Origin of the sequence: Streptococcus sp. SG1, from assembly GCF_030439935.1 — a bacterium.
GTDB lineage: Bacteria > Bacillota > Bacilli > Lactobacillales > Streptococcaceae > Streptococcus > Streptococcus gordonii.
Genome location: NZ_JAQFJC010000010.1, coordinates 63,947 through 84,791 on the forward strand (window position 1 = coordinate 63,947; position 20,845 = coordinate 84,791).

12 protein-coding genes are annotated in these 20,845 nt (G+C 44.6%); all 12 read left to right on the forward strand.

Features of this window, described 5'->3' with window-relative positions; all coding sequences use genetic code 11:
- Positions 1-27: 27 nt before the first annotated feature.
- The 12 genes from galE (at position 28) to PCY06_RS09245 (ending at position 20,844) form a co-directional block, all read left to right on the forward strand.
- Positions 28-1,029 (forward strand): UDP-glucose 4-epimerase GalE, encoded by a 1,002-nt coding sequence (gene galE, locus PCY06_RS09190; RefSeq protein ID WP_082307698.1) that lies wholly within the window; start codon positions 28-30, stop codon positions 1,027-1,029.
- A gap of 184 nt (positions 1,030-1,213) precedes the next feature.
- On the forward strand, positions 1,214-1,804 hold the full coding sequence (locus PCY06_RS09195; protein ID WP_082307697.1) for a CDP-archaeol synthase: 591 nt from the start codon (positions 1,214-1,216) through the stop codon (positions 1,802-1,804).
- Between the two features lie 14 nt (positions 1,805-1,818).
- Positions 1,819-4,314, forward strand: coding sequence for a PEP/pyruvate-binding domain-containing protein (locus PCY06_RS09200; protein ID WP_195916546.1), 2,496 nt, complete (start codon positions 1,819-1,821; stop codon positions 4,312-4,314).
- Positions 4,301-4,933, forward strand: a complete 633-nt coding sequence (locus PCY06_RS09205; RefSeq protein WP_046165733.1) for a phosphatidylcholine/phosphatidylserine synthase — start codon at positions 4,301-4,303, stop codon at positions 4,931-4,933. The genes PCY06_RS09200 and PCY06_RS09205 overlap by 14 nt, the downstream gene beginning before the upstream one ends.
- Positions 4,926-5,798 (forward strand): phosphatidylserine decarboxylase, encoded by an 873-nt coding sequence (locus PCY06_RS09210; protein WP_082307695.1) that lies wholly within the window; start codon positions 4,926-4,928, stop codon positions 5,796-5,798. Before PCY06_RS09205 ends, PCY06_RS09210 begins: the two co-directional genes overlap by 8 nt.
- Positions 5,783-6,682 carry a UbiA family prenyltransferase gene (locus PCY06_RS09215; RefSeq protein ID WP_082307694.1) on the forward strand — a complete coding sequence of 300 codons (900 nt, stop codon included), beginning with the start codon at positions 5,783-5,785 and terminating at the stop codon, positions 6,680-6,682. The genes PCY06_RS09210 and PCY06_RS09215 overlap by 16 nt, the downstream gene beginning before the upstream one ends.
- Positions 6,682-9,159 carry a phosphoenolpyruvate synthase gene (locus PCY06_RS09220; protein ID WP_082307693.1) on the forward strand — a complete coding sequence of 826 codons (2,478 nt, stop codon included), beginning with the start codon at positions 6,682-6,684 and terminating at the stop codon, positions 9,157-9,159. The genes PCY06_RS09215 and PCY06_RS09220 overlap by 1 nt, the downstream gene beginning before the upstream one ends.
- Positions 9,152-10,225, forward strand: a complete 1,074-nt coding sequence (locus tag PCY06_RS09225; protein WP_061601822.1) for a hypothetical protein — start codon at positions 9,152-9,154, stop codon at positions 10,223-10,225. The genes PCY06_RS09220 and PCY06_RS09225 overlap by 8 nt, the downstream gene beginning before the upstream one ends.
- A gap of 202 nt (positions 10,226-10,427) precedes the next feature.
- Positions 10,428-18,311, forward strand: coding sequence for a ZmpA/ZmpB/ZmpC family metallo-endopeptidase (locus tag PCY06_RS09230; RefSeq protein ID WP_125414634.1), 7,884 nt, complete (start codon positions 10,428-10,430; stop codon positions 18,309-18,311).
- A 129-nt stretch (positions 18,312-18,440) separates the two neighbouring features.
- Positions 18,441-19,022 carry a TetR/AcrR family transcriptional regulator gene (locus tag PCY06_RS09235; RefSeq protein ID WP_045773679.1) on the forward strand — a complete coding sequence of 194 codons (582 nt, stop codon included), beginning with the start codon at positions 18,441-18,443 and terminating at the stop codon, positions 19,020-19,022.
- Positions 19,015-19,695 (forward strand): ABC transporter ATP-binding protein, encoded by a 681-nt coding sequence (locus tag PCY06_RS09240; protein ID WP_125399990.1) that lies wholly within the window; start codon positions 19,015-19,017, stop codon positions 19,693-19,695. Before PCY06_RS09235 ends, PCY06_RS09240 begins: the two co-directional genes overlap by 8 nt.
- 3 nt (positions 19,696-19,698) lie before the next feature.
- On the forward strand, positions 19,699-20,844 hold the full coding sequence (locus PCY06_RS09245) for an FtsX-like permease family protein (protein WP_125399988.1): 1,146 nt from the start codon (positions 19,699-19,701) through the stop codon (positions 20,842-20,844).
- The last annotated feature ends 1 nt before the right edge of the window (position 20,845 follow it).

Sequence of the window (20,845 nt, forward strand, 5' to 3'; positions counted from 1 at the left end):
TCTAGCGTAACAGGGAAAGGAAGTTTTATGGCAATTTTAGTATTAGGTGGTGCTGGCTATATCGGCTCGCACATGGTTGACCGTTTGATAACAGCAGATAAGGAAGAAGTAGTCGTTGTTGATAATTTGGTGACTGGCCACCGGGCAGCCGTCCATCCGCAAGCAGTCTTTTATGAGGGGGATTTGGCGGATAAGGACTTTATGCGTGATGTCTTTGCCAAACATCCATCTATCGATGCAGTCATTCACTTTGCTGCCTTTTCACTGGTTGCTGAGTCTATGGTAGATCCACTCAAGTATTTTGACAATAACACAGCCGGCATGGTTTCCCTTTTAGAGGTCATGCAGGAATGCGGCGTTAAAAACATTGTCTTTTCTTCGACTGCTGCGACTTATGGCATTCCTGAGGAAATTCCGATACTGGAAACAACTCCGCAAAAGCCGATCAATCCTTATGGTGAGAGCAAGCTTATGATGGAGACCATTATGCGCTGGGCAGACCAGGCCTACGGCATCAAGTTTGTAGCCCTGCGTTATTTCAATGTGGCCGGTGCTAAGCCAGACGGGTCTATCGGAGAGGATCACGGTCCAGAGACACATCTCCTTCCTATTGTGCTTCAGGTGGCTCAGGGGAAACGTGAGAAGATTGCTGTTTTTGGCGATGATTACGATACTCCGGACGGGACCAATGTACGCGATTATGTCCATCCTTTCGACTTGGCTGACGCCCATATTTTGGCTGTTGATTACCTGCGAGCAGATCAACCATCAGATGCTTTTAACCTTGGCTCTTCGACTGGTTTTTCCAACCTGCAGATTGTAGAAGCAGCACGAAAGGTGACCGGACATCCTATTCCTTTGGAAATAGCAGAGCGGCGCCCAGGGGATCCAGATACGTTGATTGCTTCCTCTGAAAAAGCAAGAAAAGTTCTAGGCTGGCAGCCGAAATTTGATAATATCGAAACCATCATCGAAACCGCTTGGAAATGGCATTCCAGCCATCCAAATGGCTATGATGATAGAGTTTAATAGTCTCTATAGTAAACCAGTAGGATCTACTGGTTTTTTGTTTAAATCAAATCTTAAACTAGAAGAAATTAGAAGGCCACTTCACAGTTTGCCCTACTGAAGGCCTGTAATTTTTATGGTATAATGGGTTCATTATAATTTGAAGAGTTCTGGTTGACTCTTATAAAAAAGAATAGGAAATAATATGCACACGATTCTTGCCTTGTATGTCACCTTGATGCCGGTCATTCTGGCTGGAGTTCTGAATATGATCTTTTGCAGGTCTTCACTGCTAGAGGCGGCTTATCGACCAATGGATGCTGGGCTGATTTTAAAGGATGGGAAGAGGCTTTTTGGAGCTAACAAGACTTGGAAAGGTTTCTTTGGCATGATTGTCTGGGGAGCCTTGGCGCAGATTCTCTGGGGCTTGCTTTTGAAGAGTATTTCTACCCTAGAGAAGCTGCACTTGGTCTATGCCTTCTACGAAAATACAGTTCTCTTTAATCTGGTGCTTGGGGCTCTTTTGGGGCTGGCTTATGTTTTGTTTGAGCTGCCCAATAGCTTTATCAAGCGCCGTTTGGAAATCAGAGAGGGCAAGACGGCGGAGAATGGCTGGAAATGGACTTTTATCTGGATAGACCAGATTGATTCTTTGATTGGCTGTATTATTTTCTTGCTTTTCTATATCCCTCTGTCTTGGCAGCAGATGCTGGGCATACTCATCCTAGGGGCGGGTACGCATCTGGGGGTTAATCGTCTGCTCTACTGGGCTAAGCTTAGAAAAAATCGTATGTGAGATGGGAGTTTTTGATGAAAGAACTATGGCTGGAAAAAGAGCCTTCGGACGTCTATGGTGGTAAAATCAATCAGTTAATCAACCTCTGTCAACTGGGGCTTTCGGTTCCTAAGGGTTTGATTTTGCCTGCGGATCAAGTAATGGATTGGCTAAGAGCAGCTCTTCCAGAATACTCAAAAGAGGGACTTAAAGAACTCATCGAACTGGGCAAGGAGGAAATTGCGGAGCGTTTGCAGCAATATCCCTTGGAGTCAGCTTGGCTACAGGAGTTAGCAGCTTTTTGTCAGGAAAATCAAGCTTATATCGTTCGCAGCAGTGCCCTTTTAGAAGACGGACAGAACATGTCATTTGCCGGTCAATATGACTCGATTGGCGACTGCCGGACACTGTCAGAAATTGAGCAGGGCATTCGTTCTTGTCTGCTTTCCCTCTTTAATCCAGAAGCCTTGGCCTACTGGCAGCGTCAGGGTCTGGCTGAGCAGGATTTTGCCATGGCAGTACTGATTCAGGAGCAGATAGAGCCTGACTTCAGCGGTGTCTGCTTTTCCCTAGACGTGGGGACCAATCAGGACCAGACCATGCTGCTTGAGTATGTAAAAGGCTCAGCTGAGAGCTTGGTTAGCGGTCAAGTTAATCCTGTGCAGCTGACTCTTGCTTGGTACAAGCCAGACTGGCTTCAGTTTGAAAAGACTGAAATCCCTCTGGCAGTCTTGCAGAAGCTGCATGCGCAGGTATTGGAGATTGTGGCCTATTTTGGTCGGCCGATGGATATTGAGTGGTGTGCCGTACAAGAGCAAATCTATCTACTGCAGGCTCGGCCTATCACGACAATACCAACTAAAATCGACAGTGGCCGCTGGACGACGGCAAATTTTCGGGATGGAGGCGTGGCGGCTCAGCCCTGTCCAAACCTGATGTGGAGCCTTTACCGCCATTCTTGGCAAGAGGCACTCTCCAGCTTTTTGCTGGCAATTGGCTTAGAGCCTGATGGTGTGATGCCGCCGCTGATGCGCCTGCATTATGCTCGGCCTTTCTGGAACTTAGGAGTGGTCAAGCAAGGCATGGAGCAGATTCCTGGCTATATTGAGCGAGACTTTGATGATGAGCTGGGAGTTAATAAAGACTACCAAGGTCAAGGTTTTACCAGTAAATTAAGTCCAGCCTTGCTCTTGAATTTCCTGCGGGTAGCTTTGAAAACTCAAAAAGTAACTAAAACCTTTCTGCATCAGGCGCCAGAGAAGCTGCAAGAGCTGCGTCAGCAATTTACCCGCCTGAATCAAGAAATCAAAGAACTGAACGACCAAAGCCCGCTGCAGCAAGTCGAGAATCTTTGGCAGTTAGTGCTAAATCAGGCTTATTTAAACAGTGAAGGAACTTATTTCTGGCAAGCCTACATCAATACGGTCCAGCTGTCTATGAAAAAGACCAGTCTGCTCAAATGGCTGACGGTTGATGAATTTTTCCAATTGATAGCTAAGTTAGGAAATGTTTCGCACACCAAGCCTTTAGCTAGGATGCTGGAAGCTGCGGATTTTGTTTTGGCAGACGAGAAGCTGACAGACGATTGGTTGAAGCTATCGGTGGAAGAGTTGCAGGAACTGGCTGCACAATATCCTGAACGAGCAGATTTCATCAAGATTCAGGATTTTCAAAAGGATTTTGGCTATCACTCGGCTCGGGAGCTGGACTTGCGAGTAGCGAGTTATGAAGAAGATGCTCATCAGGTTCTGACAGCGGTCCAGCAGTTGGTTGCTGATTCAGCTTACTATCAAGCAGCCAAAGCTTCGCTCAGTCCTGTCTCTGAGTCAGAGCTGGATCTTGCCCATCTATCTCGAGCCAAGAAGAAAAAGATAGAAAAAATCAGTCAAGACCTGCGTAACTTGCTCTGGTGGCGGGAGGAGTTCAAGGATATTTCCACGCGCTATTACCACCTCATTCGTCAGATTAGCCTCAAACTCGGCCGAGCCTACGAAAAGCGAGGCTTTCTGAAAAATGAACAAGACATTTTTTACATTAAGAAAGAAAGTCTGACTGCCTTTATGGAAGGGCAAAAGACTGCTGACCAGCTCCAAGAAGAAGTGGCTGATAATCGGCATTATTGCCAGGCCTATCGGAATTTTGAGCCAGTTGGTGATTTGACTGATAAAGAGATGAGTTTGGAAGAAGCGGCCCATGATAGTCAAGCTCTGCTGACGGGAATGCCAGCCAGCAGCGGTCAGGTGACCGGTCGGGTTCGGGTCCTCTTGGATTTGGCTGATACTGAGACGATTGAGCCGGGAGAAATCCTTGTCACTCGCTATACAGATACGGGTTGGAGCTATGTTTTCGGTATTCTGGGCGGTCTTGTGACAGAGTACGGTGGAGTTCTCTGCCATGCCTCCATTGTCGCTCGGGAATGCGGGATTCCAGCTCTGGTCTGCGCCAAGAATGCAACTCAGCTGCTAGAAACTGGCATGCTGGTAACCTTAGATGGAAGAAGAGGAGAAATAAGAATTCATGAAGAAGAATGAACCTTTGTTTATCGGTGAATACGATAAATCTGTTATCCTGACCTATATGGGCGCTGCTTTTGCACTGTTGGCAGTCTATGCCATCATTCATTCCCAGCTGCGTCTGGCCATGATGGCCTTTATCGTTAGCGGTATCTGTGACCTCTTTGATGGTGTGGTGGCGCGGCGGATGAAGCGGACTGAAAGCCAGAAGCGCTTCGGCATTGAGATTGATTCGCTCTGTGACATGATTAGTTTTGCGGCTCTTCCGGCTGTGCTCCTCATGACTCAGTTGCCCTTGGGAGTGGCCAATATCATCTTGGCTGTCCTCTATGTCTTGGCTGCGGTCACACGCTTGGCGCATTTTAACCGCTTGGCCAAGCATGATGAAGGATCTGGCTCTTATTTTATCGGCTTGCCCGTGACTTACAGCGCCCTATTTTTCCCTCTGACCTATCTGGTCTGTCAATGGCTGGCGCCTGGTTTCTTTGCCTGGGTGTGGCTTGGTTTGTCTCTTTTGTTGACCTTCCTATTTGTCTACAACTGCCGTATTCCCAAGCCCAATAAGCTGGCCTATCTGATCTTTGCGATTCTGGCTGTTGCAAGTCTGATTGGTCTGGGGGTTCTCCCGCATGGTTAAGGTCTATCTGAGAAGGACTGACCAAGTAGTGGAACCGACAGAATACAAGGCGGGTCTGTTAGACAAGCTTTATGGTACTGCTTGGGGCCGCTTCCTATTGCCTATCTTCGCCCGACCTAGTCTGTCTTATCTTCTAACCTTGAAAGACTATTCTGCTTTTTCTCGCAAGAAAATAGCAGCTTTTGTGGAAAATTATCAGCTGGATCTGGATGACTATGAAGATGGCCCCTATTCTAGCTTTGCGGCTTTTTTTCAGCGGAAAATCAAGCCTGGTCTGCGTCCAGTCTGTCCTGACCGTCAAGTACTGGCAGTGGCAGATGCCAAGCTAGAAGTTTTTACCATCAGTCAGGACTTACAGTTGATGATTAAAGGGCAGATGTATAGTCTAGCTGACTTACTGTTGGATGAAGAATTGGCTCAGTTGTTCAGTGGCGGAACAGCGCTGGTCTATCGTTTGGGAGTGGAAGACCTGCACCGCTATTTGGCAGCTGAATCCGGCAGCATTATCCAAAGACGAAAAATCAAAGGCCGCCTGCATACGGTCAGGCAGGTAGCCCAGAAGCGGCGTTTGATTTACAAAGAAAATAAAAGAGAATACTGTCTTTTAGATACCGACCTAGGACCTATCCTGCAGATGGAAGTAGGGGCTCTCTTGGTCGGAAGAATATACAATCACAGTGAGGACCGTTTGGTCAGGGGACAGGAGAAGGGCTGCTTTGGTCTGGGTGGCTCAACAATTCTTGTCCTCTATCCAGCAGGTACGATTCGCTTGGATCAGGATATCCTGACTTACTCAGACCTCGGAATAGAAACCCAGATTCAAATGGGGGAAAAGATTGGAGAAAAGCTATGTTTAAACGATTAGCTGTTTATTATAAGGAAATGTTTCCTTTGCTACCGCGCTTTTTTGTGGCTGCCATCATGTTTTTTGAGATTTATTTTGTCCTTCTGCTCAATGATGGAGTAACCAAGTTTCGCTTTGACCATCAGGAGTTGATTGGTATTTTTACCATTTTTGTCTTTCTGATGATTCTGCGGATTGCGGATGATTTCAAAGACTACGAGACCGACAGACGGCTCTTTCCTCATCGGGCTCTGCCATCTGGTCGGGTTAAAAAGAAGGACTTGGCTATTGCCCTCAGCTTTATCGTAGCGGTGTCTGTACTTCTCAATATCCTCTTTATGAACAATGTTGGCTGGTTCCTCTTCCTCTATATCTACGGAACTCTCATGTCCTTCTGGTTCTTCAAGCGTGACAAGATTCAAAATTCCCTGCCACTGGCTCTAGTAACTCATAATCCGGTCATGATGATTTTGAATCTCTATACCATCTCCTTCGTCTGCTATAAGTATAATCTGCCTCTCTTGTCCCTGCCAACCGTTTTGCTTGCCTTTACTATGTATTTCCCAAGTCTAATCTGGGAAGTCTGCCGCAAGATTCGGGCGCCAAAAGACGAGACAGAGTATGTGACCTATTCTAAGCTTTTTGGCTACAAAAAAGCCACTCGCTTTATCGAGGTGGTGACTCTGCTGGATATCTTGACCAATTTCGCTCTCCTCTGGAATATTTCCCATGTCGGAGTGCTAGTCTTGGTGCTGAATGTCATCTGGATGACCGTCCAGTTTGAGCAGTTTATCAAGGATCCAACTCGCTTTAATATACGGGAGCGGGTGGAGCGTTATACTTATATTACGGAGACGACCATGGTTCTGTCCGTTGCTGTTTATCTCTTGATGGGGGTACTTTGATGAAAAGAATCAAGCAGACAGGGCTTGACCAGGTCGGAGGCAAGGCCTATCATTTGCTGAAAATGCAGGCTGCTGGTTTGCCGGTTCCTGACTTTGCGGTGTTTGCTTTTGACTTTTTTCAAGAATCTGCCAGCTCTGCTGACTTAGAGCGGATGGAAGTAGCCTATCGGTCTGGAGAATTGAACTTGTCCCAGCTCAGTCAGCAGCTGCAGGACTGGGCCAGAGAGCAGTTTGCGCAGGAAGATCTGACAGCAGCAGAAAACTGGATTCGGCAGGAATTTTCTCAGAAAGACTGTCGCTTCGCAGTCCGCTCATCTGCTACCATTGAGGATGGGAAGGCTTCATCCTTTGCCGGTCAGTTTGAGAGCCAGCTCAATGTGAAGCCAGATGGACTTAAAGAAGCTATCCAAGCGACCTTGCTCTCTCTTTATCAGGAGTCGGCTCTTAGTTATCTATTTGAGCAAGGACTATCGTTGAAGCAAGCGCAGATGATTTGCCTTGTTCAAGTTATGCAGGAGGGAGACTTGTCTGGGATTTACTTTACAGCTAATCCCAAGGGCATTCTGAACGAGCACATCATTGTCATCGGTCGGGGCTTGGGCAATAAGGTTGTCGAGGATAAGATTCCTACGACAATGGTGACCCTCCATCCCAAGGACCAGCTCTTTTATACAGAGCAGACGGAGAACTCACCAGACTTATCACAGCAACAACTTGTGGAGTTACAAGCCTTGGCTAGTCAGGTGAGTCAGCTTTTTGGATCTTATATGGATATGGAGTTTACCTTCGCCAATGGTCAGCTCTATCTTCTGCAGGCACGACCTATTACCACCTTGCCAGAGGGACAGCAAATTATTCTGGATAATAGCAATATTGTCGAGAGCTATCCGGGCGTTTCCAGTCCTCTGACTATTAGCTTTATTCAAGAGGCTTATGCCAGCATTTTCCGAAGTCTGGCTCAACGCTTGGTTGGCAAGGATGCCCCTGAGTTGGCTACCTATGAAGCCACCTTTCAAAATATGCTGCAGCCGGTCAACAGCCGAGTTTATTACCAGATTCAGAGCTGGTATCAGCTCTTGCATCTTTTGCCTTTTTCGAAGAAAATCATTCCTATCTGGCAGGATATGCTGGGAGTGAGAGAGACAGAGGTGCCTCAGATGCCGGTGCACCTGTCCGCTTTCAAACGCCTGCAAATCATGCTCCGCATTATTCGAGAGTTTTGGACGGCACCCAAGCAAATGCGACAATTGGAAGAGCAGTTTGCCCAGATTCAGCGCGAATACGAAGCGAACTTTTCTCCCGACGCAGATACAGAGACCTTGATTGGCTTGGTCAGCAAGCTAAAAGAGGATATTTTGGCTCACTGGGACATTACCCTGGTCAATGATCTCTATGCTTTTGTCTATACCGGACTCCTGAAGAAGTCGCGTCGTGGCGAGGCTGTTCAGGCTGAGATTGCGGGAATTGAGCAAATTGAAAGTATGAGGCCGGCTTTGGCTCTTCAGGCTTTAACAGCTCAGCTGAAAGCAGAAGAAAATGCAGAGATTAGACAGGCTATGGAAACTGAAAGCCCAGCAGTCTTTCTAAGTCGCCGGCATCCTTTGGTCAAAGAAATAGTCCATTTTATCCATGAATTTGGTGATCGGGCTCCGGAAGAGTTGAAGTTAGAAACACCAACCTTCCGAACGCACCCAGAGCGTCTGATCAAGCTCCTGCTGCAAATGTGCCAGCAAGAGGAGAAGAAGTTGGCCCCTCAGAAACTTGAAGAAGAGGTGCAAAAATCAGGCTGGTGGACGAATTTTCTTCGCAAGCGAGCCATGACTGGTGTTAAATATCGGGAAAGCTCACGCTTAAACCGCACACGGATCTATGGCATGATGCGGCAGATTTTCCGAACACTTGGGCAGCAATTAAACGAGCAAGGGCTGCTGGATTCGGCAGATGATGTTTTTTACCTGACAAAGGAAGAATTGTTTGAGCTGACTAGAACGCCTAGAGATGTTAGCGGCTTGATAGCCGAGCGTCGGGAGAAGTTGGAGGCTGATAAAGAACTGCCAACCTTTAGTCGATATGTTTTTGCTGGACCGGTCTTTGAGAAATATCTGAAACCGCAAAACCGCACTAGCAGTCATAATACGGGTAATCAAGCCTTACAAGGGATTGGCTGTTCACCTGGTTTCGTTAAGGCTCAGGTTCTGGTCGTAGAAGATGTGCAGGAGATTGAATCTGCACAGGACCGGATTATCGTGACCAAGATGACCGATCCGGGCTGGGTTTATCTTCTGACTCAAGCCAAGGGTGTCATTGCAGAGCAGGGGTCTTTGCTCTCTCACACAGCTATTATTTCCCGCGAGTTGGGTATTCCTTCTATTGTCAATGTTAGAGGAGCTTGCAGTCTCTTGCAAAATGGCGACTGGATTGAGATGGATGGCCTTACTGGCAAGATTCGACTAGTCAAGGAGGAAGACCATGCTTGAAATTAAACCAGTCAAACCTAATACGACAGAGCTGGCCGATTTTCTAGCCCTGCCCAAGCAGATTTACCAGCCAGATCACCTCATGCAGTCGGAAGAGGAAGAACTGGCTTTAATTGAAGGCAGTCACCCGCTGAGTTCTGGCCTAGATACCTATGCCTTTATTGGCTATGAGGAGAGCCAGCCTTGTATTCGCGGACTTCTGACCTTCTATCCAGATGATGAGGCTGCTTACTTGGGATTTTTCGAGTCGATCAATGACCAGAAGGTTGCATCTGCTTTTATCGAGCATTTAGCAGGTTTTGCCCGCAGTCTCGGAGCTATTAAGATAATCGGTCCCGTACAGGCAAGTTTTTGGCTAGGCTATCGAATGCAGCTGACTGGAACAGAGGAGCTCCCTTTTACAGGGGAGCCTCATAATCCAGCCTATTATCCTGAGCTGTGGCAGGCAGCTGGTTTTGAGCTCAAGGAGCGCTATCTGTCCAATTTTTATCCCAAGGTCAGCAATCAAACTCATCAGGATAAGCTGGCTCATCGCTTTGAGTCTTTTGAAGAAGCGGGTTTCACCATTTGCTCTCCCGAAAAGAAGGATTGGGAAGAAGCTTCGCTGCAGGTTTTTGAGCTCCTCAATCGCCTCTATCAAGATTTTCCAATTTATCGGTCTATTTCCAGTCAGCAGTTCAGTCAGATTTTTCAAAAATACCAGTATATTCTTGATTTTTCTATGGTTAAGCTGGCCTATAAGGAGGGCAAGCTAGTTGGTTTTCTGATTGCCATGCCGGACTACGGATCTCTGGTTTATCAAAAGCTGACTCCTTTTAACCTAGCCAAGCTTTTCTGGACCAAGCGTTTTCCCAAACGTTATACGATTATGTATCTAGGAGTAGATGAGCAATTCTTGGGATTAGGCTCTGCCTTGGCCTATCCGATTTTTAAAGAAGCGCAGAAGCGACAAGCTTCAGCTATTGGTGCCCTGATTCATCAAAAAACCGTCACGCGGCACTATGCAGCAGAATTGCAAGGAGACAAGCATGAGTATGGTCTCTTTGAATTAAGATTGTATTCGTAGTTACTAAAGCATATTTACAAAAGCAAGTTTTCTGAGAGGAAACTTGCTTTTTATTTCAAAAGATAAAAATGAATAATATGTTTGGTTGAAAAAGAAGTAAATTTCAGTATTAAAAGATATATTTTTAAGCAAAGAAATTGTCTTTTTGAAAAAAATCCAGTAAAATTTTAAGAGATTATTATATTATGAAAAGGGAATTATTATGGAAAAAAGAATCACTGGTGATAGGTTCCAGCGCTATTCTTTAAGAAAGTTATCAGTAGGATTGGTTTCCGCTACTATCGGAAGCTTCTTTTTTAGTACGGCGATAGCAGGAAATGTAAGTACGATTGAGGCTGCAGAAGTATCAGCTAGACAAACTATTCCTGTTCAATATCACTACGTAGTAGAGTCTGAACTGACTGAGGCTGAAAAGAATGCGGTCGTTAAGGAGCTTCCAAAATTTGTAGAAGAAAACTCTGACGCTTATTATTTAGTATATCGTCCAAAAACTCAGGGGCTGTTGGAAAATAATCTGCCGAGGACGGGATACTCAAGTCTGTGGGAAGCAACTTTTACAGTTGCTGGGCTGACTTTAGCAGTCTTAGTAATTGCACGAGGTAGAAATGGTAAGCGATACCTGTCTTCTATTTTGCTGGTGACGGGTCTAGGCTCTATTCTCTTAGCTCCTTCTGTGTTTGCAGTGACCAATATTGAATTGGCAGCTTACAATCAAAGGCTGAATTTGTCAGTAGGAGATAAGCTGCCTGAGCCTTTAGAGATAACCGGTTTTGAATATGTCGGATATCTAAAAAGTGGTGAACAGGTCAAGGAGAACGCAGCAGGAAATCATCAGCTTCCTATGGCACAAAAGGACTTGTCAGCTGTTGAAGTCAATAAGCAGGCGGGCAAATCTGTGAGTTTTTCTGAGAATACAAGTACTCCCAATAAGCCAGTATCTACTGAAAAAGAGAAACTGACAGAGCAAGAAAAAGCCGTTGCTGTCAAGGAGCGCGAGTCTGATCGACGTTTTCCAGTTACTGAATTACCTGAATTGCAACTCAAGAGCCAAGACAGCACCCAAACCCAAGTTCTGCCTTATCAAACTGAGTACCAATATTCAAATGAGCTCGCAGAAGGGCAATCTCAGGTCATTCGCGCAGGTGTCGCAGGTACACGTACTGTCATCACACGAAATTATATTGCAGGTAAAGAAATTGTAAAAAGTGAAGTGGTTTCAGACCAGGTTACTGCTACGCCTATTTCGGAAATTATTTTAGTTGGAACAGCTACAGTCAAATCTGTTCCGAAAGAAGCGCCAGTTCAGGAAGTCCCAGAATTGACGACTTATGGAACTGCACCAGATACCGCACCGGTTCAAGAAGTTCCGGAGCTAACCACTTATGGCACTGCACCCGATACAGCGCCAGTACAAGAAGCTCCAGAATTGGCAGAATATGGTACAAGTTCTGATACGCCTCCAGTTCAAGAGATTCCAGAACTGACGGAATATGGGACAAATCCTGATACAGCTCCTATTCATGAGAATTCTGAGTTTGAATTGACTACAAATGATGAGGTTAGAATAGAAAAGATTGATTTTTCTATTGACGAGCAATATACAGATGAGATTCCAGAAGGAAGTCGTCAAATCGCAACTCCGGGTGTCCAAGGCGAACGGACCATCAAGACCCGCGTATACAGTTCCAACGGTCAAGTGGTTGACCGCCAAGAGTTGTCTAACGAGGAAACTCTAGCTCCCGTAACTCAAATCGTCAAAGTCGGAACTGCTAAACCAACCGTAGTACCAAACGATGCACCGAAAGTAGACGCTCTGCCAGAGTATCCACTAACTTATATTGACGAAACTCGGGTTGAGAAAATTAACTTCACAATTCGTGAAGAAGAAACGGATGAGCTTGTTCGAGATGCTCGTCAGATTGCAACTCCGGGTGTCCAAGGCGAACGTACCATCAAGACTCGTGTATACAGTTCCAATGGTCAAGTTGTTGACCGTCAAGAATTGTCTAATGAGGAAACCCTAGCTTCAGTAACGCAAATTGTCAAAGTCGGCACGGCTAAGCCAACCATGGTGCCAAATGATGCACCGAAAGCAGACGCCCTGCCAGAATATCCACTAACTTACACTGATGAAACTCGTGTAGAGAAAATAGCCTTCAACATTGAGGAGCAATATACCGATGAGCTAGTTCAAGATGCTCGTCAAATCACAACTCCGGGTGTTCAAGGCGAACGTACCATTAAGACTCGTGTCTATAGTTCCAACGGTCAGGAAATCGATCGCCAAGAATTGTCTAATGAGGAAACCTTGGCTCCTGTAACGCAAATTGTCAAAGTCGGCACGGCTAAACCAAGCATGGTGCCAAATGAAGCACCAAAAGCAGATATTCTGCCAGAATATCCGTTGACTTATACAGATGAAACGCGCGTTGAAAAAATCAACTTTAGCATTCGTGAAGAAGAAACGGATGAATTGGTTCGTGATGCTCGTCAAATTGCGACTCCAGGAGTCAAAGGTGAACGAACTATCAAGACTCGTGTCTACAGTTCTAACGGTCAAGAGGTTGATCGCCAAGAGTTGTCTAACGAGGAAACCCTAGCTCCCGTAACTCAAATCGTCAAAGTCGGCACAGCTAAGCCAAGCATGGTACCGAACGATGCGCCAAAAGCAGACACTTTGCCAGAGTATCCACTAACTTACACAGACGAAACTCGGGTTGAGAAAATCAGCTTTAGCATTCGTGAAGAAGAAACGGATGAATTGGTTCGAGATGCTCGTCAAATTGCGACTCCGGGAGTCCAAGGTGAGCGCACTATCAAGACTCGTGTCTACAGTTCTAATGGTCAAGTTGTTGACCGTCAAGAATTGTCTAATGAAGAAACTTTGGCGCCCGTAACACAAATCGTCAAAGTCGGCACAGCTAAACCAACCATGGTACCAAGTGAAGCTCCGAAAGCAGAGGTTCTTCCAGAGTATCCACTGACTTACATGGATGAAACGCGTGTAGAAAAGGTTAACTTCACCATTCGAGAAGAAGAGACAGATGAGCTTGTTCGTGATGCTCGTCAAATCGCAACTCCGGGCGTTCAGGGCGAGCGTACAATCAAGACTCGAGTCTACAGTTCTAACGGTCTGGTGGTTGACCGTCAAGAGTTGTCTAATGAGGAAACCTTGGCTCCCGTAACACAGATCGTCAAGGTCGGTACAGCTAAGCCGAGCATGATACCAAACGATGCGCCGAAAGCAGACACTTTGCCAGAATATCCACTGACTTACACAGACGAAACTAGAGTTGAAAAAATCAATTTCACCATTCGTGAAGAAGAAACGGATGAATTGGTTCGTGATGCTCGTCAAATCACAACTCCGGGTGTCCAAGGCGAACGGACGATCAAGACTCGTGTCTACAGTTCCAACGGTCAGGAAATCGACCGCCAAGAGTTGTCTAACGAGGAAACCTTGGCTCCAGTAACGCAAATCGTCAAAGTCGGCACAGCTAAGCCGAACATGGTACCGAACGATGCACCGAAAGCAGAAGCTTTAGAGGAGTTCGATTTAATTTCACTGCATAATCTCTTGGCAGAAGCAGATCAGATTAAAGCTCAGGCACGTTATTTTAACGATAGTCTGAGTCATCAAGCTAGCTATGATACTGCTTTGATGGTAGGTCAAGCTATTCTAAGCCAATCCCAAGCCAGTCAAGCAGAAGTTAACCAACTGGTGGAACAAATCAATCAAGCCAAGGCTCAGTTAAGTGGTCTTGAGGTTGTCAAAACGGCTCTTCAAAACGAGTACGATTTAAATCCAACTGTTAAAACTTCTGTTAAATATAAGAATGCGGATTCAGATAAGCAGACAGCTTATACTGACGAATTGTCCAAGGCAGAAAGTGTTCTGAACAATCAAACTGCCACTCAAGTGCAGGTCAATCAATCATTTGCTAGCCTGACAGCAGCCAAAGAAGCTCTAAATGGAGTGCCTAAAGTCAAGCCGACAGTTTCCATTTTAAGTTTGACAGAAAATGCAGATGACAAGTCGGTTACAGTCCAATATAGATTAGAAGACCAGACCCAGTCCTTCCGTTCAGCGACTGCTGAATTGTATCAGGGAGATCAGCTTGTCCGCACTCTTCCGATTACCAATTTCGCAGGAAGTCTGAAGATTGGCGACTTAGACTACTACACAGGCTATACTCTGAAAACCAAGCTGACTTATGAACTGGATAATGGCAGCTTCACAGGCCTTGAAACGGACAGTCGCAATTTTGAATTGGAATACAAGAAGATTGCCTTCCGAGATATTGATTCGGCAGAGTTTTACAGAAAAGAAAACGACCAGTTTAAGCGCGTCGTATCCATGAGCTCTATGCCTACGGATTTGTCTACCTACTTTGTCAAAGTCAAATCAAGTGAATCTAAGGAAATGCTTCTACCGGTTCACAGCATAGCGGAAAGTCATAAGGATGGCAGGGATGTTTATAAGGTGACAGTCTCTCTGCCTGAGTTAGTCCAAGAAGGTGAGACAGGCTATAAGTCTGGCTATGACTTCTATATCAGCAAGGCAACTGTTCCTAGTCAGCAAAATGTCTACACTAGCTTTGCTGGTTTGGTAGACGCTATGAAGAAAAATATGGCTGGAAACTATGTTCTGGGTGCTGATTTGGATGCGAGCGAGGTTAACCTAGCTCCTGCGGATTATGTCTACCTCAAAGGAAACTTCACAGGCAGTCTGACTGGTAGTCATGATGGCAAGCAGTACGCGATTTATAATCTAGCCAAGCCTTTATTTGAAAACCTCAAGAGTGGTTCCTCTATTTCTAATCTGAACTTGAAAGAGGCCAATATTGTAGGTACTTATGACTCAGCTGTACTAGCTCGTAGTGCTGAAAATGCTCGAATCACAGACCTTTCTGTCCAAGGTAGAGTATCAGTTGTAGGAAACGCTTCTAACGTAGCGGGACTAATTGTGAGTGCGACAAACACCCAAATTACCAATAGCTCCTTTACTGGAACTATCGTGTCAAATGATAAGCAGGGCAAGGAATACAATGTCGGTGGTTTGGTTGCCAATCTTAAGGGAGGAAACTCCTTGATTAGCCAAAGCAGGGCAGATGTGACTATTCTAGCAGGCGCTAGAGCCAACAACCAACGCTTCGGCGGTCTGGTTGGCCGTTTAGAAAACAATGCCCGCATCAGCCGTTCTTATGTGACTGGAAAGATTCAAAACTCTACTAAGAATGGTCAGATTGGTGGCGTAGTAGGTTCTAATTACTTCAATGGCTTGATTGATAATGTCATCAGTAATGTCAGCGGTACAAATGTTTACAGTATTTCTGGCGATCAGGGATATGAGAATAACCGCATCACAGAAGCTTATGCCGTTGAAGGAAATAAAACACTGGAAAATGACAAGTTTGTCACTTCAACACTGACTCTGGACCAGGCAGAAGAGAAGCTGGCTAGCTTAGACATTACAACCACGCTGGAAGACACGAATCTCAACCTTTATTCTGTCGACTACACCCAGGAAAAGAATGCCCGAGAAGATCGTCTGATAGCTTATGCTAACATGGAAAAACTCCTTCCATTCTACAATAAGGAGACCATTGTTGCCTATGGAAATAAACTTCCAGATAATCACAAGCTCAATACGGAGTACTTGCTGGATGTTGTTCCGATGAAGGGCGACCAGATTATCACTGATATCAATAGCAACAAGACCGGGATTAACCGTCTGATGCTGCACTTTGAGGATAATACGGTTGAATACCTGGATCTGACCTATAAGGGAGATTTCAAACATAAGGCCATTTCAGAGTACAATGTAAATGACTTAGATCTACTTTATACTCCAGAAGCCTTCCTATCAGACTATAGTAGAGTTCTTAATCAAGTGCTGCCAGAGTTGAACAAGGTTGTCCTTGACTCACCGGCTATGCGAACCGTTTTAGGCGTGAATGCTGACACTTCTCTGGATGATCTCTATCTGGATACGGCCTTTGACCAAGTCAAGACCAAGCTATCAGAAGAGTTACGCAAAGTTCTGGCTATGGACAAGTCTATCAATACTGAAGGCAATGTCGTGGCTGACTATGTAGCTCAGAAGATTACAGCCAATAAGGAAGCCTTCCTGCTTGGTCTGACCTATCTCAACCGCTGGTATAATATCAACTATGACAATATCAATGTCAAGGATTTGTCAGCCTATAAGTTTGACTTCTATGGAAATAATAATGCTTCAACGTTGGATACCATTATTTCACTAGGTCAGTCTGGCTTTAATAATCTTAAAGCCAAGAACAACTATATGGCTTATGATACCTCGCTCTCTGAAGCAACTGGTAAACGAGGACTCTTCAATTATCTTGAAGGCTATCGTCAGCTCTTCCTTCCATACAAGACCAATAATGAATGGCTCAAGACCAATACAAAAGCCTACATCGTTGAGGCTAAGTCGGATGTACCAGAAGCTAGACAACTTCAGGATGCAGCCGAGGGCAAGAGTAAGTATTCTGTTGGCGTTTATGACAAGATTACTGCAGATAATTGGGAACACAAGGGCATGCTTCTGCCACTCTTGACCATGACGGAGAAAGGTGTCTATGCTATCTCCAATATATCTACCCTCTCTATGGGAGCTTATGATCGCTACCGCCTTGATGCTAATGGCAGAGTTCGGACAGATGCAGAGCTAGCTGAATATGTCGAAGACCGAGTGAGAAAAACAGCTGAATACCAGCGAGATCACTATGATTTCTGGTATAAGATTCTAAGCGATGAAAGCAAGGACAAGCTCTTCCGTTCTGTTCTGGTTTACGATGGATTCTCATTGGTTGACAAGGATGGTAAAAGATATTGGGCTCCAGCTAATGACAAAAAATCACTGGCTATGCAGGAGTTCTTCGGACCAGCTGGTAAGTGGTACCCAAGCAAGGGCTACAATGCCTATGCTACAGGAAGTGTAACCCACTTTGATGCTGCTCGCTTGTTAGAAGACTATGGAAACTCTGTCTATACGCATGAGATGACCCATAATTCTGACGGTGGTATCTACTTTGAAGGTTATGGTCGTCGTGAGGGCTTGGGTGCGGAACTCTATGCTCGTGGACTCTTGCAGTCAACTCCAAGTGCAGATGAAGCTACCATTACTCTCAATACCCTCTTCAAGGTGGACAAGGACTCTAAGACGCGTCTACACACATATAACTTCAAGGAACGCGTTCAAAATGCAGAAGACCTGCAGCACTATGTCCATGGTATGTTTGACATGATCTACACGCTAGATTACCTAGAAGGTAGCTCTATGCTGAAGCAGAGCGATGATGCTAAGCTTCAGTGGTTCAGGAAGATGGAGAATTACTATATTACAGATAAGTATGGTAAAGAGACCCATGCTGGTAACCAGACGCGAAGCTTTACTGCTGAAGAAATCAAACAGTTGAAGACCTTTAACTCTCTGATTGAAAATGATGTGATCACTCGTCGGGAGAACAAGGAAAGTGGGAAATATGGTCGAAATGGCTACCTCAGTCTCAGCCTCTTCTCACCGATTTACTCAGCCTTGAGCAATCCAAATGGAGCACCTGGTGACGTTATGTTCCGTCGCACAGCCTATGAATTACTGGCAGCCAAGGGCTATCATGAAGGATTTGTCCCTTATGTTTCTGGTCAGTACTCTCAGGAAGCCTTCGATGAAGGGAAGAAAACGTGGGACGGATGGTCTGGAAGAGATGTTGGTCTCGTGACGGACCAGAAAGTCTTGGAAAATGTATTTAAAGGTGAATACACCTCTTGGGCAGCCTTCAAGAAGGCCATGTACAAGGAGCGAATTGATCAGCTGACCAAGCTGAAGCCAATTACCATTGAGTACGAGCTTAAAAATCCAAACAGTACCAAGAAAGTAACCATTCGCTCTTATGCAGAGATGCAGCAGTTGATGGACGCAGCAGTGGCAGAGGATGTACGCAACATTACCAATGCTACTAGCCGAGTCGAAGCTAGCTGGGTTAACTTGCTCAAGAAGAAGATTTACAACGCTTATCTTCGTGAGACAGACGACTTCAGACAGTCAATCTTTAATAAGTAATCATTTTAATACTAGCTAAGGAAACTTAGCTAGTATTTTTTATGTTTTTCTTGATTTTTGAGTTAGGATATGGTTAAATATTTTAAAAGAAACAATTGTTGCGCAACAAATGTATCAGAAAGGAATGTTATGCCTCCAAAAAACAAATTCACTAAAGAAGAAATCATTGAAGCTTGTCTAGATCTTGTTCGAGAAGAGGGGAAGTCGGCTGTTACGGCACGAGCTGTTGCTGCTAGATTGAAGTCTTCACCTAAGGTCATTTTTGGCCTCTTTGATAACATGGAGGAATTGAGCAAGGCCATTGTTATTGCTGCTGAGGAAACCTTTGTCAGACAAGTTGAAGTTGCTTTGCAGGAAGAAAAAGCCTTTCGAGCTGTAGGAATTGCTTATATCCGTTTTGCTGCTGAGGAGCCCCAGCTTTTCCAACTGATCTTTATGAATGAGCCTGAACGTGCAATTCATCAGTTTTCTGAATTTTTACCAATCAAAGATTACAGTTATGAAAAAATGATTTTGTCTATTCAAGAAGAATATGGACTTTCAAGACAGTTATCAGAGCAACTTTATCAACATCTATTTATTTATTCACATGGAATTGCCAGTATGACTGCTGCAGGAATCTATCGCTTTTCACCCGCAGAACTAACTTCCATGCTGACACAAGTATTCACAGCACTTATAAAGGAACTAATAGGAGGAAATCATGATTGAACTAAAGGGAGTAAGAAAGTCCTACGGAGCCAATGAGGTTTTAAAAGGTATCGATTTACGGATAGAAAAGCAAGATTATTTAGTGATTTTGGGAGCTTCTGGATCGGGTAAGTCAACCTTACTAAATATTCTTTCAGGTCTTGAAAAACCAGATCAGGGTGAAGTATTATATGATGGGGCAAATATTTCGTCTTTGAGTGAAAGTCAACTGACAAAATTTCGCAAGGATCACATCGCTTTTATATTCCAGCAATATTATTTATTGCAAGAGTTGACGGTAGAGCAGAATGTTAAAATGGGAGCTCATCTTGCAAAGAATCAAGATTACCTCCCAATTATTGAAGCAATGGGTTTAAAAGAAAAAATCCATCAATATCCCAGTGAATTATCCGGCGGTGAGCAACAGCGCGTAGCGATTGCCAGAGCCTTGGCCAAGAAGCCAAAGGTACTTTTCCTTGATGAGCCTACAGGAGCCCTTGATGAGGCGACAGGTCGTCAGATTCTCTCCTTCATTGCTCAAATGAAAAAAGAGCTTGGATTTACCCTAGTGATGGTCACTCATAATGAACATATTTCCCAGCTGGCAAATACTGTGGTGAGGGTGAATAGCGGGCAAATTCAGGACATTACGGTCAATGAAGAGCCAAAGAGAGTAGAAGAGATTGGGTGGTAGATTATGGTAGTTAGTAGCAAAGATTTACGGAAATTATCTGTTGTCTCCATTATCAGTTTTTGTGCAGTTTTGGTCTCGACTTTATTTGTCAATTTTTACCTTGATCTTCAATCTATTGAGGTTGAGACATTATCTCTACCAGTCAAGGCTTATTACGATGCGCAAGTTCTCATTGCTAAATTTGTCTCCTTGGTTAGTGGAGGAGTGCTTTCTCTCTTAGCTGTTCTTCTCTTATTCTTTTATATCAAGCAGTTTATTGATGATCATAAGGAAGAGTTAGGGATTCTCAAAGCCCTGGGCTACCAAAATGTTGAATTAGCCAAGCATCTCTGGATTTTTAGTTTCTCTGTTTTTCTAGGAGCCTTACTTGGGTTTGCTTCTTCATTCTTCTTTATGAAGGACTTTTATGATTTGCGCAATCAAAAAGATCTCTTGCCCAATATTGAAATTCATTTTCATTGGCTATTGTTCCTCGCTATGGTCATCTTGCCGACTCTCGTATTTGCTTTATTAGGAATCAGCTATGCTTTGATTAAATTGAAGCAGCCAAGCCTTTATTTGCTGAAGAGATTAGAGTTGGCACAAGTAAAGCAAAAACATCGCACGACTAAAGCAAATAAGCCTTTTTTGAAAGAGTTGGGGTCTGTTCATTTTTATAAAAGGAAATTATTGATTTTCTTTGTCGTCTTTGCAGCATTTTCTTTTGCAGCCATGATGCAGCTTTCCCTAGGAATGAAAGACTTTATAGATGGCACCATTCAAGTTATGATGATGGGAATAGGCCTTCTTTTGTCACTTTCGATTTTGCTCCTTTGTCTAGGAACTGTCGTCCAAGAAAACAAAGCTAGTTTGGCTTTTATGAAGGCTTTTGGCTATAGCAAAAAAGAATGTAGTCGCGTTATTTTTACTCGTTATCGAGTGGTGGCTTATCTTGGTTTTGTTTTGGGGACAGCTTATCAGTATGCCCTGATGAAGATACTACTTAAAGTCATTGTAAAGGATGTTCAGGGTGTGCCTGACTACGCATTTGATGTTCAGCTTTGCTTAATCGCTTTCTTAGCCTTTGTAATCTTATATGAACTTCTACTTGCCTACTATGTCAAAACTATTGAAGGCTTGACCTTAAAAGAAGTCATGCTAGCTGAATAAT

Bases quoted from the DNA above. Each gene is read 5' to 3' on its own strand.
- PCY06_RS09205 (WP_046165733.1), top strand. From the start codon at position 4,301: ATGAAGAAGAATGAACCTTTGTTTATCGGTGAATACGATAAATCTGTT.
- PCY06_RS09195 (WP_082307697.1), top strand. From the start codon at position 1,214: ATGCACACGATTCTTGCCTTGTATGTCACCTTGATGCCGGTCATTCTG.
- PCY06_RS09240 (WP_125399990.1), top strand. From the start codon at position 19,015: ATGATTGAACTAAAGGGAGTAAGAAAGTCCTACGGAGCCAATGAGGTT.
- PCY06_RS09200 (WP_195916546.1), top strand. From the start codon at position 1,819: ATGAAAGAACTATGGCTGGAAAAAGAGCCTTCGGACGTCTATGGTGGT.
- PCY06_RS09225 (WP_061601822.1), top strand. From the start codon at position 9,152: ATGCTTGAAATTAAACCAGTCAAACCTAATACGACAGAGCTGGCCGAT.
- PCY06_RS09220 (WP_082307693.1), top strand. From the start codon at position 6,682: ATGAAAAGAATCAAGCAGACAGGGCTTGACCAGGTCGGAGGCAAGGCC.
- PCY06_RS09235 (WP_045773679.1), top strand. From the start codon at position 18,441: ATGCCTCCAAAAAACAAATTCACTAAAGAAGAAATCATTGAAGCTTGT.
- PCY06_RS09210 (WP_082307695.1), top strand. From the start codon at position 4,926: ATGGTTAAGGTCTATCTGAGAAGGACTGACCAAGTAGTGGAACCGACA.
- PCY06_RS09215 (WP_082307694.1), top strand. From the start codon at position 5,783: ATGTTTAAACGATTAGCTGTTTATTATAAGGAAATGTTTCCTTTGCTA.
- galE (WP_082307698.1), top strand. From the start codon at position 28: ATGGCAATTTTAGTATTAGGTGGTGCTGGCTATATCGGCTCGCACATG.
- PCY06_RS09230 (WP_125414634.1), top strand. From the start codon at position 10,428: ATGGAAAAAAGAATCACTGGTGATAGGTTCCAGCGCTATTCTTTAAGA.
- PCY06_RS09245 (WP_125399988.1), top strand. From the start codon at position 19,699: ATGGTAGTTAGTAGCAAAGATTTACGGAAATTATCTGTTGTCTCCATT.